Annotated in this window: 17 protein-coding genes; 12 read left to right on the top strand and 5 right to left on the bottom strand. The window is 45.7% G+C overall.

Going from position 1 to position 22,549, the window contains the following annotated elements:
* The first annotated feature begins 143 nt into the window (after window positions 1-143).
* Entirely contained in the window at window positions 144-2,546 is a 2,403-nt protein-coding gene (locus QUA56_RS15825) for an EF-hand domain-containing protein (protein WP_445242915.1), read from the top strand.
* A gap of 28 nt (window positions 2,547-2,574) precedes the next feature.
* On the opposite strand, the gene QUA56_RS15820 is transcribed toward QUA56_RS15825, so the two are convergent.
* Both QUA56_RS15820 and QUA56_RS15815 read right to left on the bottom strand, forming a co-directional pair.
* On the bottom strand, window positions 2,575-3,540 hold the full coding sequence (locus tag QUA56_RS15820) for a DMT family transporter (RefSeq protein WP_333359169.1): 966 nt from the start codon (window positions 3,538-3,540) through the stop codon (window positions 2,575-2,577).
* A 225-nt stretch (window positions 3,541-3,765) separates the two neighbouring features.
* Entirely contained in the window at window positions 3,766-4,713 is a 948-nt protein-coding gene (locus QUA56_RS15815) for a DMT family transporter (protein ID WP_333359167.1), read from the bottom strand.
* Between the two features lie 230 nt (window positions 4,714-4,943).
* Between QUA56_RS15815 and QUA56_RS15810 the strand changes: the two genes are divergently transcribed.
* The 5 genes from QUA56_RS15810 to QUA56_RS15790 all read left to right on the top strand — a co-directional run bounded on the left by QUA56_RS15810 (window position 4,944) and on the right by QUA56_RS15790 (window position 12,651).
* Complete coding sequence (locus QUA56_RS15810; protein ID WP_333359164.1) at window positions 4,944-6,566, top strand: mechanosensitive ion channel family protein; 1,623 nt, start codon at window positions 4,944-4,946, stop codon at window positions 6,564-6,566.
* Between the two features lie 823 nt (window positions 6,567-7,389).
* Window positions 7,390-9,363, top strand: coding sequence for a CASTOR/POLLUX-related putative ion channel (locus QUA56_RS15805; protein ID WP_333359162.1), 1,974 nt, complete (start codon window positions 7,390-7,392; stop codon window positions 9,361-9,363).
* A gap of 301 nt (window positions 9,364-9,664) precedes the next feature.
* Entirely contained in the window at window positions 9,665-9,865 is a 201-nt protein-coding gene (locus tag QUA56_RS15800) for a hypothetical protein (RefSeq protein ID WP_333359160.1), read from the top strand.
* Window positions 9,866-10,169: 304 nt separating this feature from the next.
* On the top strand, window positions 10,170-10,598 hold the full coding sequence (locus QUA56_RS15795) for a hypothetical protein (RefSeq protein ID WP_333359158.1): 429 nt from the start codon (window positions 10,170-10,172) through the stop codon (window positions 10,596-10,598).
* A 133-nt stretch (window positions 10,599-10,731) separates the two neighbouring features.
* The gene (locus tag QUA56_RS15790; RefSeq protein ID WP_333359156.1) at window positions 10,732-12,651 is read left to right on the top strand and encodes a globin domain-containing protein; all 1,920 of its coding nucleotides are present in this window, start codon (window positions 10,732-10,734) and stop codon (window positions 12,649-12,651) included.
* A 310-nt stretch (window positions 12,652-12,961) separates the two neighbouring features.
* On the opposite strand, the gene QUA56_RS15785 is transcribed toward QUA56_RS15790, so the two are convergent.
* Window positions 12,962-13,114, bottom strand: a complete 153-nt coding sequence (locus QUA56_RS15785; protein WP_333359154.1) for a hypothetical protein — start codon at window positions 13,112-13,114, stop codon at window positions 12,962-12,964.
* A 14-nt stretch (window positions 13,115-13,128) separates the two neighbouring features.
* Between QUA56_RS15785 and QUA56_RS15780 the strand changes: the two genes are divergently transcribed.
* The 3 genes from QUA56_RS15780 (at window position 13,129) to QUA56_RS15770 (ending at window position 17,862) form a co-directional block, all read left to right on the top strand.
* Complete coding sequence (locus QUA56_RS15780) at window positions 13,129-13,929, top strand: hypothetical protein (RefSeq protein ID WP_333359152.1); 801 nt, start codon at window positions 13,129-13,131, stop codon at window positions 13,927-13,929.
* A gap of 311 nt (window positions 13,930-14,240) precedes the next feature.
* Window positions 14,241-16,391 carry an adenylate/guanylate cyclase domain-containing protein gene (locus tag QUA56_RS15775; protein WP_333359150.1) on the top strand — a complete coding sequence of 717 codons (2,151 nt, stop codon included), beginning with the start codon at window positions 14,241-14,243 and terminating at the stop codon, window positions 16,389-16,391.
* On the top strand, window positions 16,384-17,862 hold the full coding sequence (locus tag QUA56_RS15770; RefSeq protein ID WP_333359148.1) for a mechanosensitive ion channel family protein: 1,479 nt from the start codon (window positions 16,384-16,386) through the stop codon (window positions 17,860-17,862). The genes QUA56_RS15775 and QUA56_RS15770 overlap by 8 nt, the downstream gene beginning before the upstream one ends.
* Before the next feature lie 70 nt (window positions 17,863-17,932).
* Here QUA56_RS15770 and rimI read toward each other — a convergent pair whose 3' ends face one another.
* Window positions 17,933-18,607, bottom strand: a complete 675-nt coding sequence (gene rimI, locus QUA56_RS15765) for a ribosomal protein S18-alanine N-acetyltransferase (RefSeq protein ID WP_333359146.1) — start codon at window positions 18,605-18,607, stop codon at window positions 17,933-17,935.
* 184 nt (window positions 18,608-18,791) lie between these two features.
* Between rimI and lysA the strand changes: the two genes are divergently transcribed.
* The 3 genes from lysA to QUA56_RS15750 all read left to right on the top strand — a co-directional run bounded on the left by lysA (window position 18,792) and on the right by QUA56_RS15750 (window position 22,087).
* Window positions 18,792-20,225, top strand: coding sequence for a diaminopimelate decarboxylase (gene lysA, locus QUA56_RS15760; protein WP_333359144.1), 1,434 nt, complete (start codon window positions 18,792-18,794; stop codon window positions 20,223-20,225).
* 201 nt (window positions 20,226-20,426) lie between these two features.
* Window positions 20,427-21,320, top strand: coding sequence for a diadenylate cyclase CdaA (gene cdaA, locus QUA56_RS15755; RefSeq protein WP_333359142.1), 894 nt, complete (start codon window positions 20,427-20,429; stop codon window positions 21,318-21,320).
* A 20-nt stretch (window positions 21,321-21,340) separates the two neighbouring features.
* Complete coding sequence (locus tag QUA56_RS15750; RefSeq protein ID WP_333359140.1) at window positions 21,341-22,087, top strand: isoprenyl transferase; 747 nt, start codon at window positions 21,341-21,343, stop codon at window positions 22,085-22,087.
* 255 nt (window positions 22,088-22,342) lie between these two features.
* Here the strand turns inward: QUA56_RS15750 and QUA56_RS15745 are convergent.
* On the bottom strand, window positions 22,343-22,549 hold a 207-nt coding region (locus tag QUA56_RS15745; protein ID WP_333359138.1), incomplete at its 5' end, for a hypothetical protein.

Here is a 22,549-nt window from a genome sequence, read left to right as displayed (position 1 = left end):
TTTCCGTTTCACCCGATATATTTGCGATCGTCGGGATGCTGCGGTTGCGCGCCAATTTTACAGATTCATGTACGGAATTTCCCCTTCTGTATTATTCTGAAACATAGCATTTCGCAAATAATACATCATTAAGGAATATCTATATGACACCTGTGAAGTTGGAAAAAGCGACCTTCAGTGAAGAGGAAGTGGAGAAGCTGTGGGAAGCGTTCAAAGCGTTTGATGAAGACGGCAACGGTGCCGTCTCAGTAGAGGAACTGGGGCAGGTAATGCGATCGCTGGGGCAAAGTCCCAGCGACACGGAGCTGCGCGACACGATTAAAGAGGTGGACGTTGACTTGTCGGGCAGTATCGATTTTGAGGAATTCAAAACGCTGATGGTGTCCAACCAAGGCGATCGCAAAAGCCGTCTCAAACTAGCATTCAGCGTGTTTGATGAAGACGGTAGCGGTCGTATCACTGCGAACGAGATGCACAGCGTCATGAGCCAGTTTGGGGTGACGGATCGAGAACTCAAAGAAATGATCGATGAGGTCGATCGCGATGGCGGTGGCTCAATTGACTTTGAAGAGTTCATGAAGCTGGTACCCGACGAGTCAGAATTAACAACTGGCTACAAAGATTCGCCCATTACCTTCACCAAATCCTCTCAGACAACCGCACAGGAGACGGCACCTGCCACAGCAGATCCATCTGCCACCGATCCCGATCCGGCGATCGCCGAGTTCATTCCGCAAGCAGCACCCAGCGACGCAGATCCAGAGGTGGCGAGGCTTCAAGAACTGCTGGCGCAACACCCGCAACAAGAAAAGGAGTCCGGTACCTCGCGCCTGCAAATGCAGATCGGTCTGTTCCGCTTGATCCAAGGAGCAGCTTACCGCTGTTTCCGCGAGAGTTTCTCCGCCAACCACGAAACTCACCTGCGCGTCAGAAACCTGCCATACAGAATCACCGACTTCGTGCAGTTTGTCCAGAAGGCGATCGAGCTGTACAAGGGGTTAGGTGTAGTGGAAAAAGCTTGCAACAGAGTGCTGGATGCAGCAGTCGAATCTCTAGAGAATGAGTACGCCCGACTAGAAGACCGTATCAAAAACTGGAAGGCGATCGAAAAAACGCCAGAGATGTTGGCAGAGGAAAAAGCGATGCGGGAGGCACGCCGTAAATCGATCTCCGTCAAGGAGAAGTTTGCCGCGGGCGTAGAATTCGCCATAACAATGAAGAAGAAGCGTTTCAGCTTCCGGGACATCGCAGAGGGCGTACTTGCAATCAACGAACTCAACCGCTTGAGGCAGATTGAGCTGAATGAAGAGCTGGCCCCACCGCCCCCACAATCGCTGGGAGACCCAAAAGATTACCTCAACAAGTGGAACCGCGTTATCATCTCCGATGCCTCAGAAGAAATAAATGGTGCCATGATGCCAGTAGTTTATTGGTATGAAGATTTCATGCCAAAGCTGCTTGCTGCTTTCAGTGTCAGCACCGCCGCAGACATCCAAAGCAACACGGTGCCTGATGAAGCTGCTTTGGATCGGTGGTACGAAGACACCAAAGCAGTTGGGGAATTTAGCCGCTATGGGGCAGATGTGGCAGAAAACTTTCACAAATGCACCCCAAAACAGAAGCTGGCCCTCAAGCAGGCATGGCGTCTGACACACTACTACCTCAACGGGGTGCAGAAACGGCGCGAACGCCAAGAGTTTGGGCGCGAGTCAGGGGCGCTCTCGCAGTATGTGTCATTCATTGATGTGTATTTGGGGCGCAGTGACGTGAAAGACTCCCAAATGCGCGTCAGCTTCCCCTATTACATTGGTCCTGCGGTGTGGCGCTTCTTCCACACCACTGCGGAGATCGTGGATACCAAGCCACCCGAACAGCAGAAAGCTTTGGTGGCGGCAGTCTTTAAGGACTTCTTTACACGATTTGCCACCATGTACCCCTGTCCCTACTGCCGCCACCACCTCAATATGTACGTGGTGCAGAACAAAGAGGTGGATATGTATCCGATGGAGTACATTTTGCTCGGACGCGATCCTCAGCTCAACAGCTTAGAGGTGTTGCTGGATGCCAAGCTGTCTACAGTTGTCGATGGCTCCTCGCTGCGCTTATTCTTCTGGAAGCTACACAACACCGTCTCTTCATCGATTGCTCGTTCCGAGGAGTGGTATCACAAAGATGAGAAAGCTTTCTACACTACCCGCTACTGGCCGAGTCTGGACTCGGAACTGGCACGGAGCAAAGCACTAAAGCATCTGAGCATATCAGTCGATCGGATATTCCGCCTCTACGGTATTCTCAAGCCAGCTTCACGCTTGGCTGGGGTGAGAGCAACATTGCAGAAGCTGTTAGACCATAGCGATGAGGAAGGCATTAAGGAGGCTTGCACGATCGCCGAAGAATACATCAAGGATTTGGAGTCGGCTGTCATCAGCGGCAAATTCCTTCAGGAGACATACCGTTTTGACCCCGCGCTGGTCGATAAAGCTCCATACTTTTCGCCGGAGGAGGAAGAGTTTGCCCGCAGCACCGTATTTGTGGAACTTGCATAAATATCATCCACCTGCTCTCACGCATCAATTACGCTACTTCGGGGGTTTCTTTAACGGCAGATTGACTCGATTGAGCTACATAGATACCGGATAAAATCACGACAAACGCCATCAAGTCAAAGAAACCCAAGCGTTCAGAGAAAATTACCCAAGCGAAGATTGAGGCAAGGACTGGCTCGAAAAGCAGCGTGACGGCGACGAACCCTGACGACAGCCTGCTGAGGCTGTAAGCCAAAAGTCCTTGACCCAACACTTGGCACAAGATGGCTTGCAAAATTACGAAAAACCACCCCATCCAGGAATGGGGAAACAATGTTTCTTCGGCGAGGGCGAGGACGGGAAACGCAAACACAGTCGTGAAGGCGCAGCGCCACAGCAATAAGGTTGCCGTGGTAAATCGTTCTCGCAGCAGTTCTAGCAGTATCAAATACGCAGCAAAACAAATCCCCGATAGCAAGGCGAGGGCATTACCTTGTACTTGGTTAGTGGCGAACTGCACGTCATCCAATCCCATAACGATCGCTCCCGCCAGTGCCAAAACCATGCCAATGATGAATCTGCTATTGTAGCGCCGACCTAATAACAACCACCCCCCCAAACCGACAAACAGCGGGTTCAAACCACAAAATAACGTAACGTTGGCAACGTTGGTTTGAGTCAGCGACAAAGACCACAGGAGGAAGTAGGTCGCTCCAAAAGTTCCCAATGCTACCAATAGCCCCAATTCTCGTATCGTAAAAGGCTTCTGTTCTACGGGTTGGCGATCGGATTTTTGGCGGTCCAAAGCCTCAAGTCCGCTCAACAACCCAAAGACGATGGCAGCGATCCAGCCGCGATGGAATGCTACGGCATTTGAACCTATTTCTCGTTCGCACAATTTGACGAGGATTGGTGCTAAAGATAGGGGGATCAGGCTGGCAAATAATGAAGCAGTTGCGATCCAAGCTGGTGTTCTCGACGACGGTTGCTGTGCTAATTCCAGTTTGGCTGTCATACTTTTTAGCAATTGTGTTGACATCAAGTTGTGCTGATTTTTTGAGCCAAGTCTTTTTCACTTGCTTACCGTTGAAACAAACAGTAATGGTGACCGAGAATTTCTTCATGGTACCCGCCACGCGATCGAACCGTGGAATCAATCCAAAATCTAAAATCCTCAAGCCCCCGACTCGATCCGTGGGGTCAATCCAAAATCCAAAATCCAAAATCTAAAATCGAATGACTACCCGCTCTCTAGGCGATTTTGTGGGAGATGAACAGCAGCTTGGCTAGATACGGCTATGTATAGACCGATGAGAACTAGGGCAAAACCTACCCAATTCGAGACACTTAATTTTTCCCAAAATATTGCCCAAGCCAAAATGCTGCTAAATACAGGCTCTAACAAATGTACTAAAGAGACAACCACTGAGGACAAGCCAGCAACGCTATATGTTAAAAGTCCCTGACCTAAAACTTGGCAGACGAGGGCGAGAAAAATGACGAACAGCCACCCATTCACTGAAGAAGGAAAAATCCGATCTCCAGCGAACACAAGCATGGGCAAGATGGATAGGGTCGCGATCGCACAAACCCACAACTGAATTGTGATCGGGTCAAATTTGGTTCTCAGTTGTTCTACCACCAGCAGGTATGCACCCATAAAAACCGCAGAGACGATCGCAGCTATGCCTCCTGTGACCTCACCAGTGGCGATTTGTTGTATCTGCTCGATTTCAATGGCGATCGCTCCCCCAATGGCAACGACCATCCCAATGAGAAATTGGCGGTTAAAGCCTTGACCGAATAACAACCACGCTCCTAAGCTGGTAAATATGGGGGTGAGATTATGTAGGATTGTCGAGATAGCGACGCTGGTTTGAGTCAGCGACCAAGCGACAAAGGCTAAGGTGGCAGCAAAAAAAGTCCCAGCACCCAGCAATAGCAAAAGCTCCTGACTGGTGTATGAATGCTGTTGAACGGGTTTGTCACCAGAAAGTCTCTGACGTATCGCCTTGTATCCTTGCCACAGCCCGAAGACGACACTACCTAGCCAAAAGCGATTAAATATTGTAGCATTGGGGCTGAGTTCAGCTTCACTCCATCTAATGAAGATAGAGCCAAAAGATATGGCGACTACACCGACAAATAATGAGGCGATCGCCATCGTCGTTTTATTGGATTCATTCATCAGGGGTGAAACAAATATAAAACAGAAAAAATTATGATTTGCCCTGAAGCAACTGTGCTTCGCGGCGATCGAGAAGTCTTCTCTAGCAAATCCCGGAGCTAAATGCTTGTTTTAGTTTTTTTATAGTTCTCTTTTTGAAAGATCGTCCCTTTCATTAATTAACACCTATCTAATACTATGTCAAGCACCATTTTTTACATACTTTACGGATCTATGGAGCCGGTTTCCAAATGACGACGATCAGCAGTTCTACGTTTCTGTTAGCCATTTTTTCTGCTCCAGGATGGAGTGCATTTTTATTTAACTTCGGCATTCTTGGTGTAGTCGTTATTGTTCTCTACCTACTGTTTGGTATTTTGCGGAGGGTTTTCCGTCAATTTACCTCCGACCTGGCGTTAGTTGCACTCAACGTCTCACAAACGCCGCTGACACTCATTGTGTTCGCGATCGGTTTCAAGCTGGCATTGCAGGCGCTATTTGTCGCTCCTACAATTTACATTACTTGGTTCCAACGAGGCTTGACCGCTTTTCTTGTCCTTGTCGCCGCCTTTTGGGCGGTTCAATTGCTCACCGAGGTTGTGACTTATGCTTTTAGCCAGTATGCCGCACGATCGGAGGCAATGTGGGATGATGTTCTGACTCCCATCCTACAAAATGTTCTCCCTGTAATTGTTTACTTGGTGGGTGGACTGCTGTTTCTCCAGGCATTCGGTGTTGACATCCAAGGTGTGTTAGTTGCCATCGGAGGAATCAGTTTTATCTTGGGCTTTGCCCTAAAAGACATTCTGGCAAACTTCTTCAGTGGGTTAGTCTTGCTCATCGATACACCGTTTCGCTTTGGGGATGTGATTGAGCTAGCCAACGGTAGAAGAGGCGTGATCAAACACATTGGGCTGCGATTAACCGAACTGTATCTCATTGACACGCACTCACAGATTTACATCCCCAATGGCGCGTTTGAAGGGCAGGAAATTATTAACCTCAGCCGTCCGACCAATCATTACTACTACACGATCTCCATTCCCATCAAAGCAGATGTTGCCCCGGCTCTAGCCATCTCCATGATTGAAAGAGTCGTGCTGGCGCACCCCGATACTATGGGCGAAATAGACAAGAAGTTAGAATTAGTTGACCAGTTTTATGGCTACTCTTTACCCGGGGTAAAATCGCAACAGAAGCGAGAGGCGGGACGGCAACGCTTGTTAGCTGAGTCTAAGGTGAATACTGTACTAGCTGAGATTGAAAAGGGTTTGGCGCACCTAGCCGATCTCATCTCCCAATTAGAAAAGGGCGGATTAGATGTAGAGGAGCGGCGAACAGTGCAAGCATACTATATAGAACTTTGTCAAAAGATTGGACTGGAATCAAAAAAGTCCGATCGACATGACCGTCGCAGACGCTCGATGGGTGAAGCTACGGGAACAGTATCCGATAGTACGTTGATTGGGCTGATACGCCGTTGGTATCAGTACTGGTTGAAAGACCCTGACCTATTTCAAGAAGACCAGCAAGCGTTGAAGCAAGAGTGGGAACAGAAGATTGAGTTGTTGAAGATCAAAGTCAACAAGCTGTTCTGGGCAATCAGTAATCCCAAAGGGTTAGACACGCGATTAGACGATCTGGTAGAACGCTTTCGCGAATGGTTGCGAGAAAACTTCAAGAGTTCGCGCAATGAATGGCAAGACCCCAAAATCTGGATCGATGACCTGAAAGGAGATTACACGCGAGACACGCTGGTGCGGTTCTATGTCGATGACATCAAGTTGGAACATTGTGAACGGGGACAGCGGATTCTGAGCGAAATGCGGCGTGAGATCGTCTGGCATTTGCGTCAGTCATATTTGTCTAATTGATTGTGAGACTGTTGGTCAATTAACAAGGGGCTTAACCCCTCACCCCTAATTTTATGGGTGAGGGGTTAAATTTCTAATTGACCGTATAGCTGTTGACTGCCCATAGCGAACGCAAATGCTTCGTTCTAAATGTCAGGGGTAACACCCCCTGCAAATTCGCCAACAGTCTCTTCTTCTGGAAGTTAAACAACACCGTCTCTTCATCGATTGCTCGTTCCCAGGAGACATACCGTTTTGACCCCGCGCTGGTCGATCGCGAACTCCATACTTTTCGCCGGAGGATGAGGAGTTTGCCCGCAGCACCGTATTTGTGGAATTTGCATAAATATCACATTCTTTCCCTCACCTGACACAATCGGTTTAAACTGACATCTTGCATGATTGTCAATCAGCCTTTCAAAGGCGGGATCTCCTGCCCGCCCCACAAGAAAATTCATCTTTTGTGGAACAGGCCCGAAAGCCTGTTAAGCGAGATTGGTGCAAGATGTGAATTTAAATAGACCTCTGGCCGCATTTTCAACACTCCCCTTCCCTTGTAAGATGATATTAGCGAATCAGGGGTCATATCAAATCCGGCTTATTGCACTCACTTCCCTGATACCTCATGCCCCATGCCCCATATCCCCTGCCACTTCATTGTGTGGCCGATCAACCGGATTTGAAATCAGACCCCTGACTGGTTCCATTTACTCGTTTCTCGTTCCCAGACTCAGCCATATCTTAATTACTTAATTTTTATAAGTATGGTAAAATTCGACGAACATAAACCCAAAACATAAGTTGATAAATCAACAAAAGATCAGTGATAAATTTGACAAGCAAAATGAAAAAATTCTCTCAAAATCAAGTTTCTCGGCAAAAGCGCCTAGAGTATAAGTTCGACAACTTTATGTCGAAGGGAGGGTTTTCAGTCTTTCTGGCATTACTGTTAGCATTTTTTGGTGCTTTTGTTGTGATGACAATTGCACGTTACCTGGCAGAATGGTGGTTTCCAAATCAAGGTATAGAAGATAACTCCGATTTTCCTTGGGACGTATTTGTTCAGCTAATAGGCCTAAGAGACACAGGAGATAATGCCAATTTTGCAACTAAGGTTGTGGGTGTATTCACAATTTTTATCGGCTTGGTACTATTCTCTAGTCTAGTTGCTTTCATCACTCAAGAATTTGAATCAAAACTTCAGTCCCTGCGTAAAGGAAAAAGTATAGTAGTAGAAGAAAACCATACTTTAATTTTGGGGTTTACAGATAGAATTGTAGACATTATTCAAGAATTAGTAGTTGCTAATGAATCGGAAGATGACGCAGTAATTGTTTTTCTGTCTAAAAAACAAAAAGAGGAAATGGATGATTTTCTTCGGGATAATGTAGGCAAAACCCAAAAGACACGATTGGTGACTCGCAATGGCTCAATCACAAATTTAAGCGATCTAGATAAGGTGGGAATCAAAGTTGCTAAATCAGTGATAATTTTGAATGATGCCAAAGCCTCAGATTCCGAAGAGTTTAAAACTTTATCTGATGCACGGGTAGTCAAAGCTATCCTGGCAGTGATGGCAGCTAATCAGGAAGACTCCTTGCCAGTAATTGTCGTAGAATTACACTTAGAACAATATCGTCGCCTCGCTGAAAACATTGCTCCTGGAGCCATAATTACTCTGAATGAAGCGGATATTTTAGCTCGAATTTTAGTTCAAACATCCCGGAGTGTAGGACTAGCAGCAGTATATTTAAACTTAGTGGGTTTTGAAGGAAACGAATTCTATTTCTATCGCCCCGAACAAGGCTGGCAGAGTGTAACTTTCGGCGAATTACCATTTCATTTCTCAACTGGTATACCAATAGGTGTGCGTCATGCAGATGGCACCTTGACAATCAAAGCCAGCACAAATTACAAACTAGCTGAGTCAGATGAAATTATAATTCTGGCAGAAGATGACTCAACTATCCGGTTTTTTCCCGAACCTGTAGTGCAACCATTAATTAAAGGTTATGCTTACCGCAGCAAATCTTTAGAACGCAAACCTGAAAAACACCTTGTGATTGGTTGGAACAATAAAACCCCAATTACTATTAAAGAATATGCTAAATACTTGGTGGCAGGTTCACAGGTTAACTTGGCAACACAAGATTTAACCAAGGAGGTGCAAGCAGAATTTGACAGTATTGCCAAAGAATACCCAGATATCAAGATGAATATTATCCAGGTAAATTTGGAGTCAGTTGAGCAATTGGGAACTTTAAAACCTTATGAATTTAACAGTATCTCAATTTTGGCAGGTCGAGGTGAAAACGCCGAGGAAATAGATGCTAAAACCCTCACGGTTTTGTTAGAAATCCGGCAAATTTTCAGAGAATATAAAAACAGCACAGGAAACCAAGTAACTACAGAATTGATTGCAGAAATAATTGACTCCCAAGACACTGACCTGGTAATCAAAGCAGGTGTAAAAGACTTTCTCCTCACCGATCAATTTGTGTCGAAAATTTTAGCCCAGGTATCCCAAGAGCCAGATATAATGTCAATATATCGTGATTTGTTCTCACCGGAAGGTAGCGAACTGTATGTCAAGCCAATATCGCTTTACTTTCCCAAAGAACAGATTAGCAAGCTGACTTTCGCTGATTGTGTATTAGCTGCACAAAACCGTAATGAATTGTGTATTGGCGTAAGAATTAGCGCCATAGCCCAGGATAAAAATCAAAACTTTGGTATTGATTTAATACCGAGTTTGGATAAGCAGTTAAATCTCAGTTTAGATGATGGACTGATTACTTTAGCTGAGGATGAAACTTGATGGCACTGTAGATTGACAATAGTTGCAAGAATACGGATCGATCAACTTTGCCTGAGAGCGGGTCGATCGAGTTAATCTAAATTATTGCATAATTTAGGAAAGGTCTAGTTGAGTATAAGCTGTTGTGCATTTAAACCACTAACTTGGCTGTTCCGGGTTCGTCATCCGCCAACACGCTCCGCTTAAACGGGAAACACTTCGGACGCCCGGCACCATACAATCTGTTTTAAATGTTCAACAGCTTATTACGTCGAACCTTGGGAACACGTGTTAACGCTATGAAGCAAGAGTATCAATTTCGATGTTGCATTCGGATGAAGTCAACGAAGAAGCAATACTGTTTGCTAACTGGGCTTACCGCAGTATTCATGACGCTATTGTTCCCTATCGGCACATCATCGCTGGTAGCTATCTGAGTTGGCTAATACAACTGCCCGACGCCATTAAAATTCTTTGTTCAACAGCAGAAGAAGATGGTGACATAAGCTGTTGCGGCATTTAACTTGTATGTCAAAAAACAATCAAACAATGAGTGGGGAGTAGGGGTTGGGCGTCCCGCCCGCCGAGTACGTGCAATTTAAATGCGCGACAGCTTAATACCGCTTGCGAAGGGTTTTGGGAAGGTCGTAGGTTATGGGGAAATTTAGTCAACGACCCGTAATATGCTTTGGCAAGTTGGGGCAATGATGAACGACATTAAAAAATACTTACAGCATATTCAGGTTCATGAAGTACAGTAGCAGCTATATTATGTGGTGTTAATCAGTAGGGTGCGTCGCTGCTTCTAATTTGATAAAACTTGCAGATTGACAGGTGGCGACGCACCTGACACGGGCGATATCAAGATTGTGCGTACCGCATATACATGGAATATGCTGTATGTGAGTACCTTAAAACTAGGAAAAGGAAAATATCCCATGAAGTTAGACAAGTTTGTACTAGCACAAAATATGGCATTTCTAATATCCATTCCACCAGAGAGTAATTTGGCGAAATTGCTCTCCTTTTGCTTGGCAACCAAGGCTAGAAAAAAGATGACGGGAACAGAAATCTTAAAAATCACCTGTGAGCTAATGGAAAACCCATCTAATTTGCCCTATTGGACTCAAGATGTGATGGGACTCGATTTAGATTACAGCAGTGAAGAGTGGAAAGCTTTAGGAGAAATGGGCATCAACGATGCAGAGGAGTTTATGACTACCCTGTGGCAAGAGTTGGAAAATTTGAATTTGTAATATCTCGCCCTGGCGTCAGCCAAGAAACTGTCAGGTTCCAAACACTCTATCAAAAGCATTCATCACAGCCGGATAGTTAAAAAACTCTGTCTTTAGACAAGGGATCGTCAACTTTCAAGAGAGAAAGAAAAATATGTCTTTAAATGTTGAACTTTTAGAGCAAAGTTTCGAGAAAATAAAACCTCGTGCTGATGAATTTGCCGCTAGCTTCTACGAAAAATTGTTTACAACTCACCCAGAGTTGAAACCGCTGTTTGCTACAACTGATATGGCAAAGCAACAGAAAAAGCTGATTAAGGCTCTGGTTTTAGTAGTAGAAAATATCCGCTCTCCAGAAGCTTTGGAGCCTGTTCTAAATGCCTTGGGAGGCAGACACATCGGTTATGGAGTAATTCCTAAATACTACAGTCCAGTTGGAGAAGCACTACTGAGTGCTTTTGAGCAGTCTCTCCAGCAAGATTGGACTCCCGAAGTAAAGCTGGCGTGGACAGATGCCTACAGAGCAATTACTGATTTGATGTTAAAAGGCGCAGGTGTAGTTTCTTCACCTGCAAAAGTTAAATTAGAAACAGAGATAATTACAGAAAAATCGGTGACTGTACCAGCTAATCACCAACTAGAATCAATTCCAGAAAAAGAGCCAAAATTCGCCGTAGATATACTGGAAAGCAGTTTTGAGAAAATTAAACCTCGTGCTGATGAATTTGCCGCTAGATTCTACGAAAACCTCTTCGCCGCTCACCCAGAGTTTAAACCGCTGTTTGCCAATATCGCTATTGAAAAACAACAGAAAAAGCTCATAAATGCTTTGGTATTGGTAGTAGAAAATCTCCGCTCTCCCGAGGCTTTAGGGCCAGTGCTCAATGCCTTGGGAGGCAGACACATCGGCTATGGGGTAATTCCCAAGTATTACGGTCCAGTTGGAGACGCACTGCTGATGGCTTTTGAGCAGTCTCTCCAGCAAGATTGGACTCCCGAAGTAAAGCTGGCGTGGACAGATGCCTACAGAAGAATTACTGCTTTGATGTTAAAAGGCGCAGGTGCAGTTTCTACACCAAAGGTTGTCCCACATGAAAAAGATGTCACCCACAATCAGCCAAAAGAATCAAAGACACAATTACTCAACGAACCTAAGCCGATCGCGCTACCAACCGAGGAACAGAAAAAGCCTTTAGTACCAATTCAGTTGGATGGTGAAATTATCCAAAAAATGCTCTCGAAAATAACTGATAGTTATCAGCAATTTCAGGGTCAATCATTCGTTCGGCGATTGGGTGAAGTTCTCAAAGGAATTTTAGGAAAATTCATTGATAATTTTTGGACACAACCCGCCTGGTTAGTGGCTAGCGTTTCAGCCGTTTTGTTCATCATAATTTATGTAAACGCGGCGGAAAATTCTCTGCTGGCAGAGATTTTGGAGAGTGCTGATGCTCTCAGTCTTGTCGTTGCTTTAGTTTTATTCATTAAGGAAGCTCCCGATCGCCGCAAGCAATTTCACTACCAAGCTTGGAGTACGATCGATGCAGCAAACGGCGTAAAAGTTAGCTATGCAAGAATTCTGGCACTTCAAGATTTGAATGAAGATGGTGTTTCTCTCAGAGGTTTGGATTCTACTGATGCAGAGTTAATAGCTATTAATCTCTCTCATGCCAATCTGAGTGCAGCCAATTTGAGTAATACCGATCTCAGTAATGCAAATTTGAGCCATGCTAACCTTGATAATGCTAACCTCAGTCAAGCTAAACTTGGGGGTGCTAATCTCAGCCATGCCAACCTAGGTTTTGCTCGCTTGAGTCAGGTTAATCTCAGTAATGCCAACCTCAGTGACGCTAATTTAATTTGTGCGGACTTAAGTAACGCAAATATGAGCGGCGTCAATTTGAAGAATGCTAGTTTGAGTGGTGCTAATTTGAATAGTGCCTACCTCAATGGTGCCAATCTAAAAGGTGCTAAAGTTAGCAGTTCTGACCTGAGCGGTGCTTTGCTTGACGGCGCTATTATGCCTGATGGCTCGAAGTATAAGTCTCGGGAAGATCGGGTCAAGAATCAATAAATTGATGTCAGTTTTTTGATGACATTTTTGTCTGCTATTCTACTAAAAGGGTGACGACCTCTTTAGTATAAAAGCTTTGGCTTACTGAAATGCGATCGCGCGGGAGGGTTGACGTTGAATCATTTCATTGAAGCTGCTCGCGACCAAAAATAGATAGCAACCTCGCTCTTAATATCCTCTACACTAGGGATGATTACCGAAAAAGTTTCTGAAGCGTTAGATCGCAACCATAGTTCCAGCGTCTCAATCGCGGTGTACAAAAATGCCGGAAAACTTCTAGCGATGAGCAACGGTGGCTCTAGCTGTGACTCTACAATCGCCGTTGAGTTCCTCCATCATGTTGGCGTAGGACGACCCTCTCTGGATTTAATCTAAATGGTAGCGCGATCGGCTTCTCCATTAATACTAAAATTGGCAGAGGTAAGCGATCGCACCCGTTCATCGCCAAAAACACATCTTTCATCAAGGATAAACGTAATGAATCTCAGAAAATTTACCGATCTGTCAAAGTGGTCAATCTTACTCAAAGTTCTTCCCCTAACAGCACTATTTTGCTTGGCCAAATGGATCGCTCATCAGATGCAGTGGGAATTTGGTAAGTTCGATAGTCAGGTAGGTTCTCTGTTGGCGGCGGTAACGTTCATCTTGGCGTTTATGCTGAACGGGACGCTGAATGATTACCGTACCAGTGAAGATATGCCAAGCCAGATTGTGAATGCAGTTGAAACGATTCAAGATACTAATTTGTTCATTGCAGCCCGTAAGCCCGACTACGATCCAACCCCACTTACAGAAGGGTTAGCTGAGATCCTCAAATCAGTCCTACTCTGTTTGAAACAGGGTCAGCCATTCATCAGAGTGGAGAATGCCGTTACCAACCTCAATCAATTACTGGGTGAATTCTCAAAGTTTTGCGAAATTCCTTCGATAAGTCGCCTTCAAGGTGAACAGGGAAAGATCCGTCTTCTGATTGCTCGAATTGAAAGGATTCGTGATACCGACTTTCTGGCAGCCGCCTATGGATTGCTGCATCTTCTGATAATTGCCTCAAGCAGTGCTTTGTTAATAACCCGTACCGACGATTTTAATACCAATTTTATTGTTTCAGGTTTTCTATTTACGTCATTCATGTATTTGTTGTTCCTCGTCTACGATCTTGACAATCCTTTTGAGTACAACGGAAAATCTAGTGCGGATATTGATTTATCATCTATAGAGAAGTCGTACCATCAACTGCGTGAGGAGCTATTGAAGGATAATGAGCCTCAAATACTTTAAGGAATTGATTGTTTTTTTAAGGAATTATTACACCAGTCAAGAAAAGCTAGACACAGCAGAAATTGTCGTCCAATTCCAGAAATTGTTAATTTTTAGTTCATAAAAAAACTTGCTTTCCTTCCCGAAATACCAGGAAGAGATGCCAATTTTTTGCTAATATTTTTATGTTGTGCTTTTATACTGATAGAATTAGGAATCAGTCAGTATAAAAGCTTTTGCTGACTGAAATGCGCTCTTACCAATGGTGAGAGATTATTCTTTAATTTCTGAGACATGAAAAAAATAAGGCAAAGAATATCAAAAAACATCCTATGCAATTACTGAAGCAATTAAGTATCAAGACAAAACTCATAGTCATGTTGCTGGTAGTCAGCCTTTGCGCTATGCTTGCGAGCACGTATATATGCTCTAGCAGCGGAAAATCTATTCTGACCGAAAAAGTCTTCAGCCAATTAACCAGCCTTCGGGCTGCCAAGACTTATCAAATCCAAGATTATTTTGAAAACCTTTACCACCATAGCGAGACTTTAAGCGAAGACCTAACAGTCGTCGGCGCCATGCAGGAGTTCAATACAGCTTACCGCCAACTTGAAGAATCAACAGTACCAGCGGATTTTGACAAAAAAATTGATACCTACTACCAGACACAATTTATACCCAAACTAACGCGAACTAACGAGGGTTCGCCCGTTCTCGCATCCTACACGCCAAAAACAGCCGCGGCCCGTTACTTGCAGTACCACTACATCGCTGCTAACCCCAACCCCGTTGGCAAGAAACTTCTCCTTGACAATCCAGGCGATGCCAGCGCTTACAGCCGCATTCACGCCCGCTACCACCCTATTTTTCGCAATATAGTTGAAAAATACGGTTACTACGATATGTTTTTGATCGATCCCGAAGGAACTGTTGTCTACACGGTTTTTAAAGAAGCCGACTTTACCACAAACTTAACCAACGGCCCCTACAACGAGAGTAACCTAGCATCCGCGATCGCCGCGGCACGAAACGCTAAGGGAACGGGCTATGTAAAAATAGTAGATTTTAAGCCCTACACCCCTTCCTACGGTGCCCCTGCGGCTTTTATCGCTGCCCCAATCTTTAACGGTTCCCAATTCATTGGTATTTTGGCGTTCCAGCTTCCCGTTGACAAAATTAACAATGTGATGACTGGTAACAAAAATTGGAAACAAAATGGTCTGGGCGATTCAGGAGAAACTTATCTGGTTGGGTCGGATTATCTAATGCGCTCTGCGTCTCGTTTCCAGATTGAAGACCTAGAAGGTCATGCAAAAACTCTACGCTCGATCGGTACTGATGAAAAGACCATCAAGAAAATCCAAGAATTTAATACTACAATCCTCCTACAGGAAGTGCAAACAAAAGCAGTGAAGGAAGCGTTGTTTGGAAAACAGGGAACGCAGGTTATCAAAGATTATCGTAATATTCCGGTTTTGAGTTCTTATGCTCCACTAGAGATTGATGGATTGAGGTGGGTTATCTTGGCGGAGATAGATGTTTCTGAAGCCTATGCCTCAATTCACTCGTTTGAAAAAACAGTTTTGATTGGGGCTACTTTAATCATCACGCTAATCACGCTTGTTGCCATGTGGCTGAGTGCAATCTTTGTCAGACCCATCAATACTTTAATCAAAAGCGCTCACGAGGTGGGGGCTGGAGAAATTGATGCCGTTGTCAAATCTGGTTCGCAAGATGAATTTGGAGAGTTAGCTGAATCATTTAACAAAACGATAGACAGCATTCGCGCCGAAACTCAACTAATCGAACAGAAAAATCGCGAAAATGAATCATTAGTCTTAAGTATATTTAGTGTGGCAATAGCCAAACGCCTTAAACGGGGCGATAGAGAAATTGCCGATCAGATTTCTAATGTCTCGGTCTTGTTTTCCGACCTCCATCGATTCACCAAGCTTTCTCAATCAATGTCCCCTCAAGAAGTTGTTGCCCTGCTCAATGAACTGGTAACTGGGTTCGATGAAATGACAGATAAATACGGTTTGGAGAAGATTAAAACTATTGGTGACGGTTACATGGCTGTATGCGGGCTTAGTGTGCCGCGTCTGGATCATGACAAACGCACGGTAGATTTTGCTTTGGAAATGCTGTCATTTGTCCGCCGATTTAATTATGAAAAAGGCTTGCATCTAGACCTGCGGCTCGGCATCAATTCAGGAGATGTGGTTGCCGGCGTGATTGGCAAAAATAAATTGCTCTACGACGTTTGGGGCGATACCGTTAATATTGCCAATAGGATGAAATCTGCTTGTCCTGTAGGAGCAATCTTAGTTTCTCAAAACATCTGCGATCGCCTGCACGATCTCTACGATTTTGAGCGGGTTGGTGAAATTCAAGAACCTGGAAAAGAAAAGCTAGTGGCTTGGCAAATCAAAAGTTCCCAACAATCAGTAAGTCTTCGTCGAGAGGAAGAGGTCTATGAGTAATTTAAGCTTTTCAAACGACTGGTACACCTGGGCGGTAATTGTAGGATTAGGGTTCCCACTCCTAGTCGTTTTACTAGGAGAGGTTATCTATCATCTACAAAGGCGCGGTAGACCCCTGGCAGCTACGTTGCGGGTTGTGAAAAACCTCGTCCTGCCCGTCTTAATACTGATGGTTTTAATCAGGAATGTCCTGAAGCTTGACGTTAACGGTAATTTTCCAAAGCTCGTCGAAACGCTGTTCTGGATATCTGTTATCTACGCCTCTCTTTCGCTGTTTAATGTGATTTTATTTGAAGAAGCTGAGGCAAATACATGGCGGGGACGGATGCCCAAACTGCTGGTCGATCTTTCTAGGTTGTTTTTGGTGCTTGTAGGAAGCGCGATCGTACTGGCGGTGGTGTGGGGTGCAGATTTGGCGGGTCTTGCTACCGGATTGGGCGTTAGCTCGATCGTGATTGGTTTGGCGCTTCAGGACACATTGGGCAGTATCATGTCTGGCATTGCGCTGCTTCTGGAACGCCCCTTCAGTGTGGGTGATTGGTTGCGAATTGGAGAACTTGAAGGTCAGGTAGTTGATATCAATTGGCGCTCTGTTCGCCTGCTAACTCTCCAGCGCGAGGTGATTATCGTTCCCCATCAGTTCATTGGAAAAGAAATCATCCATAATTACAGCCAACCAGAACGCATTTACAACCAACGTATCAATATTGGCTTTTCCTACGATAGCCCCCCTAACCTCGTGAAGCAGGTACTACAAAGTACAGCTTTGGCTACACAGGGGATATTAGCGGAACCAGAACCAGGGAGCAAAACCACATCCTATGATGAGACTGCAATTATCTATGAGGTGGAGTTTTTTATCGAAAACTTTGAGGATGTGGAGCAGATACTCGATCGATTTATGACACGAGTGTGGTACGCAGCGCAGCGAAACAACCTGACGCTATATCGCTACCGATACGAGTATGCTGTGGAAGCTGCTGATAAGGCAGATAGCGCTTCAAGTAAGTTAGCCCAAAGCCTGCACTCAATTCCCGGATTTATGCCTTTAGCTAGAGAGGCGAAAAATTTAGATGACTTAACTAAGGGAACTATTTTGCAGAAATTTGGTGCGGGTGAGAAAGTCATCCGGCAGGGCGAGCCTGGTAATGCTTTGTACATTATCATTGCGGGTCAGGCTAAGGTCACAGTCACAAACAAGTTTGGCATGGAGTTGGAGGTAATGACTATCTTGAGCGGTGAGTTTTTTGGCGAGATGGCACTGTTTAGTGGGGAACCGAGTCCGGTATCGGTTGTCGCCGCTGACGATTTGCAAGTTCTTGTTATTTACTCAGATGCTGTAAATACGATGATTGAACGTCAACCAAGCTTGGGGCGCGAGATCGGTCAAATTATCGAAGCGCGAAGCAAAGCGGTAAGTATGGCCCGGCAGGCAGATGTTTCGTCAAAAGCTGAGGTTGATTCGCTATGAGGATTTTGAACTAAATTGATATGGAGTAAAATTATTCGTCAATACAACTTAAACGCGCAATAAATTACATTCAAAACTCAAAACTATCGATCGCCAAATGCCAGTTTTTCTGATGCAGCCGATCGCGCATCTGCACTTTCTCAACCGCCAAATATTGCTGAAATTCTGGTTTTTCCAGACCGCTGCGCCACATTACCAGAGCATCTTCTCCGGTATCTTCGTAGTAACGTTTCCGCCGTCCTGCCTCTTTAAAACCAAATTTTTTGTACAGAGACACGGCGGCTAAATTAGATTCCCGCACTTCTAAGGTTGCCCGTTCTAATTGTCTGTAGTGAGCCTTTTTTAGTAAAGCCCAAAGCAGAGCTTGTCCTAAACCCTGACCTTGAAAGCGAGGCTGAATTGCCAAAATTGTAATGTGAGCTTCTTCTAAAATTGCCCACAGACAACCCAAACCGATGAGAGTTGGGGTAATTGAGTTGAGAGGTACTGGCGAGGAACTCTCAACACTGAGCGGTTTTGAGTTGAAAATGGTGTTGGGTTCGATCGACTCGAATTCGCTGTCGAATATTTCTGATTTGCCGACCTCGGTTTCCGATGCCCACAAACCCAGTAAATCACTGTTAGGACTGTCTAACTCGCGTCTGTAGCCTTCGATCGTCCACAGTCCGCCAAAACAGAGCCGATCGAGTTCGACTGCACTGTTGAGGTGTTCGGCGGCGAGATGTTTAATTTGTAGAAAACGCACGGCTGTAAATTGTACACTGGAAAACACAGTAAGATTAGCTGTTTGTTGCTAGTCCTGAGTCATAATTCAAAAGTCTCCAGACATTAGTCTACTGCCAACGACCAATGACTGCTGATTAATGACTGCTGATTAATGACTGCTGATTAATGACTGCTGACTAATAACCTAGGATAGTTATTGCGCGATGGTATCAACTCAATCTTTCGGGGTGGAATCGGGACTTAAGTATCTGTCTGAGTCTCAACAAGCCCTGCAAAATCGATCGCCAAATCAAGAACTGTTACCGCTGACAGCCAGTGTTAACAGCAGCGATCGGTTGGAAATCGGAGGCTGCGAGGTGACAGCCTTGGTGGAGCAATTTGGCTCGCCGTTGTACATTTTAGACGAAGAAACGCTGCGGGCGGCTTGCGTCCAGTACCGGGATGCTTTCGGGCGTTACTATCCGGGCGCATCTCAAGTGCTCTATGCTTCTAAAGCTTGGAGTTGTTTGGCAGTTTGCGCGATCGCAGCTTCGGAAGGTTTAGGCATAGATGTCGTATCCGCCGGAGAAATCCACACAGCACTAAAAGCTGGTGTGAATCCCGACAAAATTTACTTCCACGGTAACAACAAGTCCCGCGAGGAACTCCAGCTAGCTGTCGAAAGCGGCTGCATTACCGTAGCCGACAATTGGCGGGATTTAGAGACTTTAGCAGAGTTGGGAGAATTGGGTGTCAGCAGCCTCACAGGTGGGCCGACACGAGTTATGGTGCGGTTTACTCCTGGAATTGAGTGTCACACCCACGAGTACATTCAGACGGGTCAAATCGACAGTAAATTTGGCTTCGATCCCAACTCGCTCGATCGAGTATTTACTTTCATCAGCCAACAGCCGTCCTTATTTTGCGTAGGAGTGCACGCTCACATCGGCTCTCAGATTTTTGAACTGCAACCCCATGACGATTTAGCCGAAGTCATAGTTCAGGCATTGACAAAAGCACTTAGTTATGGTTTGCCAGCGACAGAAATTAATATTGGCGGCGGGTTGGGCATTCGCTATACTGAAGCGGACGATCCTCCCAGCATTGAAGATTGGGCTCGTACAATTTGCTCCGCAGTGGTAGCAGCTTGCGAGCGGCAGCAATTGCCATTACCAAAATTGCTTTGCGAACCGGGTCGATCGCTCGTCGGTACAGCCTGCGTCACTGCTTATACCGTTGGCTCTCAAAAAGTCATTCCGGGAATGCGGACGTATTTAGCTGTAGATGGAGGGATGTCCGACAATCCGCGTCCTATTACCTATCAATCAGTTTATCGAGTCCTCGCAGCCGGTAAAATGTCTGCTCCCTTAACGGAAACAGTGACAGTTGCTGGCAAACACTGCGAATCAGGCGATATTCTGATAAAAGATGCTAAGTTGCCAAAGTGTCATGCCGGAGATGTCCTCGTCGTTACAGCTACAGGGGCATACAATTACAGCATGGCTTCTAACTACAACCGAGTACCCAGACCGGCAGCGGTTTTGGTGAGAAATGGGGAAGTTAACACGATTATACAGCGGGAAACTTACCAGGATTTGCTGAGGCTTGACCGCCTTCCTGAACGACTCGGAGCTCAAAAGTTAAAAGTTAAAAGTTAAAAGAAAGACAATCCATGTTTACTTAGTGATGATTGCTTTTCCACTTTTAACTTTTGCCTTGTTCAGTCACGCGATTGGATTGACACTCCCCGGTCTAAAAACACGGGGATTTTCAGCATATTCCTTATAACAACTGTTCATGGTTCACGGGTTCGAGTGCATCACGGTTCGCGGTTCACAGGCGGTAGCGTTCGATGAACCATGAACAATCAACAATCTGGCTATGACTTGAGCCTCGTTCAGTCCTTATTGATTCAAGGGATCGATATTGGACTGGTTTTTGCCCTTGCGTATTTGGTGCTCGTCATTGTCGGGGAGCGCAGAACGCTGTGGATGGTACGGGGATTTATCATTTTAATGCTGGCGGCGGCGGTGAGCAACTGGGCTGGATTGAGGCTGTTGCACGTTGCCCTCAACAGCTTGGTGACGGGTTCGGCTGTGGCAATGGCGGTAATATTGCAGTCGGAGTTTCGCCGATTTCTGGAACAATTGGGTCGGGGGGAAATTCGGCAATTATTTGGACGAGATCGCCGACCAAATCCCGAACCCGACAGCGTAATAGATGAAATTGTGGACGCTGTAAAAGAACTTTCACAAAACCGCACGGGCGCTTTACTAATTGTAGAAACAGATTCTCCGATCGACGATCGAGATTTTTCGGTGCCGGGATTAAAGCTAAATGCTGAAGTTTCTAAGGAATTGTTGCAGACTATCTTTCAGCCGCAAACTTTGCTGCACGACGGAGCTGTTTTGATTCGAGGTTCGCGGATCGTGTCGGCGGGGGTAATTTTGCCTTTGTCCGATCGCAGCGCGTCGCGGCAGTTGGGAACCCGTCACCGGGCGGCGATGGGGATTACGGAACGGGTGCAAGCTTGCGTGTGCGTGGTGGTATCCGAGGAAACGGGTTCTATTTCTCTGGCGCAGATGGGAACTTTAAATCGACCTTTGACTAGCAGCAAACTTAAGGAATTGCTGGAAGCAAAGCTGTTTCCGTCGGAGGGAGAAAGAGCTGTGGCTCCAATTCCGATCGGCAATCTCGGACGCCAGATAGGATTGAAGGGAGTGACGCTGTTAAAACGGATACTGCGCCGTTAGTCGGGTAATCGGGAGAAACCATGAGTCAAGGAATTTGCTTGGAAAAGTTGCCGAAGGATCTGCAACAAGAACTACTGCCTAAGCACATAGCAGTGATTATGGACGGGAACGGGCGCTGGGCTAAGAATAAGGGGTTGCCGCGGATTGCCGGGCACCGCCGAGGAGCTAGCACTTTGAAGGAACTGCTGCGCTGCTGCAAAGATTGGGGGATTCCAGCTTTAACAGCCTATGCTTTTTCGACGGAGAATTGGGGGCGGCCGGCTGGGGAGGTGGATTTTTTGATGAGTCTGTTCGAGGGAAAGTTGCGGCAAGAATTGCGGGAGATGGTGGACGAGGACGTGCAAATTCAATTTATGGGGAATTTGCAGGCTTTGCCGAAGTCTTTGCAGGGGGAAATCGAGCGTTCTGTGGTGGCAACTCAGAAAAATCAGGGGATTCTGTTTACGGTGGCGACGAATTACGGGGGGCGTCAGGAGATCGTGCAAGCTTGTCGGGCGATCGCCACTCAGGTGCAGGAGGGCAAGTTGCAGCCAGATGAGATTGATGAGGTTTTATTTAAACGTTATTTATATACTGCTGATGTTTGTGACCCGGATTTGCTGATCCGGACGAGCGGGGAAATGCGGTTGAGCAATTTTCTGCTATGGCAAATGGCTTATTCGGAAATTTACATTACTGAGACGCTGTGGCCGGATTTTGATCGATCGGAGTTTCACCGCGCTTTGTCTGATTATCAGAAGCGCAGCCGCCGATTTGGCAAAGTGTAACGATTTTGGATTTTGGATTTTGGATTTTAGATTTTTGGGGTTGATGTTTCAGTTTCTAACAAGTACGTATCGATTCTGAGGGAGCATCTCCATGAAAGTAAAAAGGGTTTTTACGACCTGCGAGCGGGACGCACAGAACAATACACCGAGCGGGACGCTCGCACTCCCGTGTATATGCTTGCACGCTCGATCCTCTTGATTCTCACCTTAATTCCCAATCTAAAATCTCATAGCTGGCAAAAGTATAGTCATTACTTACATGACGTGGGAGGCGTCAAGTCCCTCCCCTTTCACTTTTACTTTGAGCGGATTGACCCGCCTCGGCTGAACTACGCAGCTCTCTATCCCATTGCTAAACGCATTTGGGATTGCTTTTCTTAGGATAATTAAAGTCAGTGAAGGAGTCGCCTCCTCCACTGCTCTCCAAAACGGAACGTGATAGTTTCCCATCATTCCGCTCCT

Origin of the sequence: Microcoleus sp. N3A4 (genome assembly GCF_036701805.1) — a bacterium.
Classification (GTDB): domain Bacteria; phylum Cyanobacteriota; class Cyanobacteriia; order Cyanobacteriales; family Microcoleaceae; genus Microcoleus.
The sequence above is the reverse complement of the archived record's forward strand: the minus strand, read 5'-3'. Positions and strand labels throughout refer to the sequence as shown.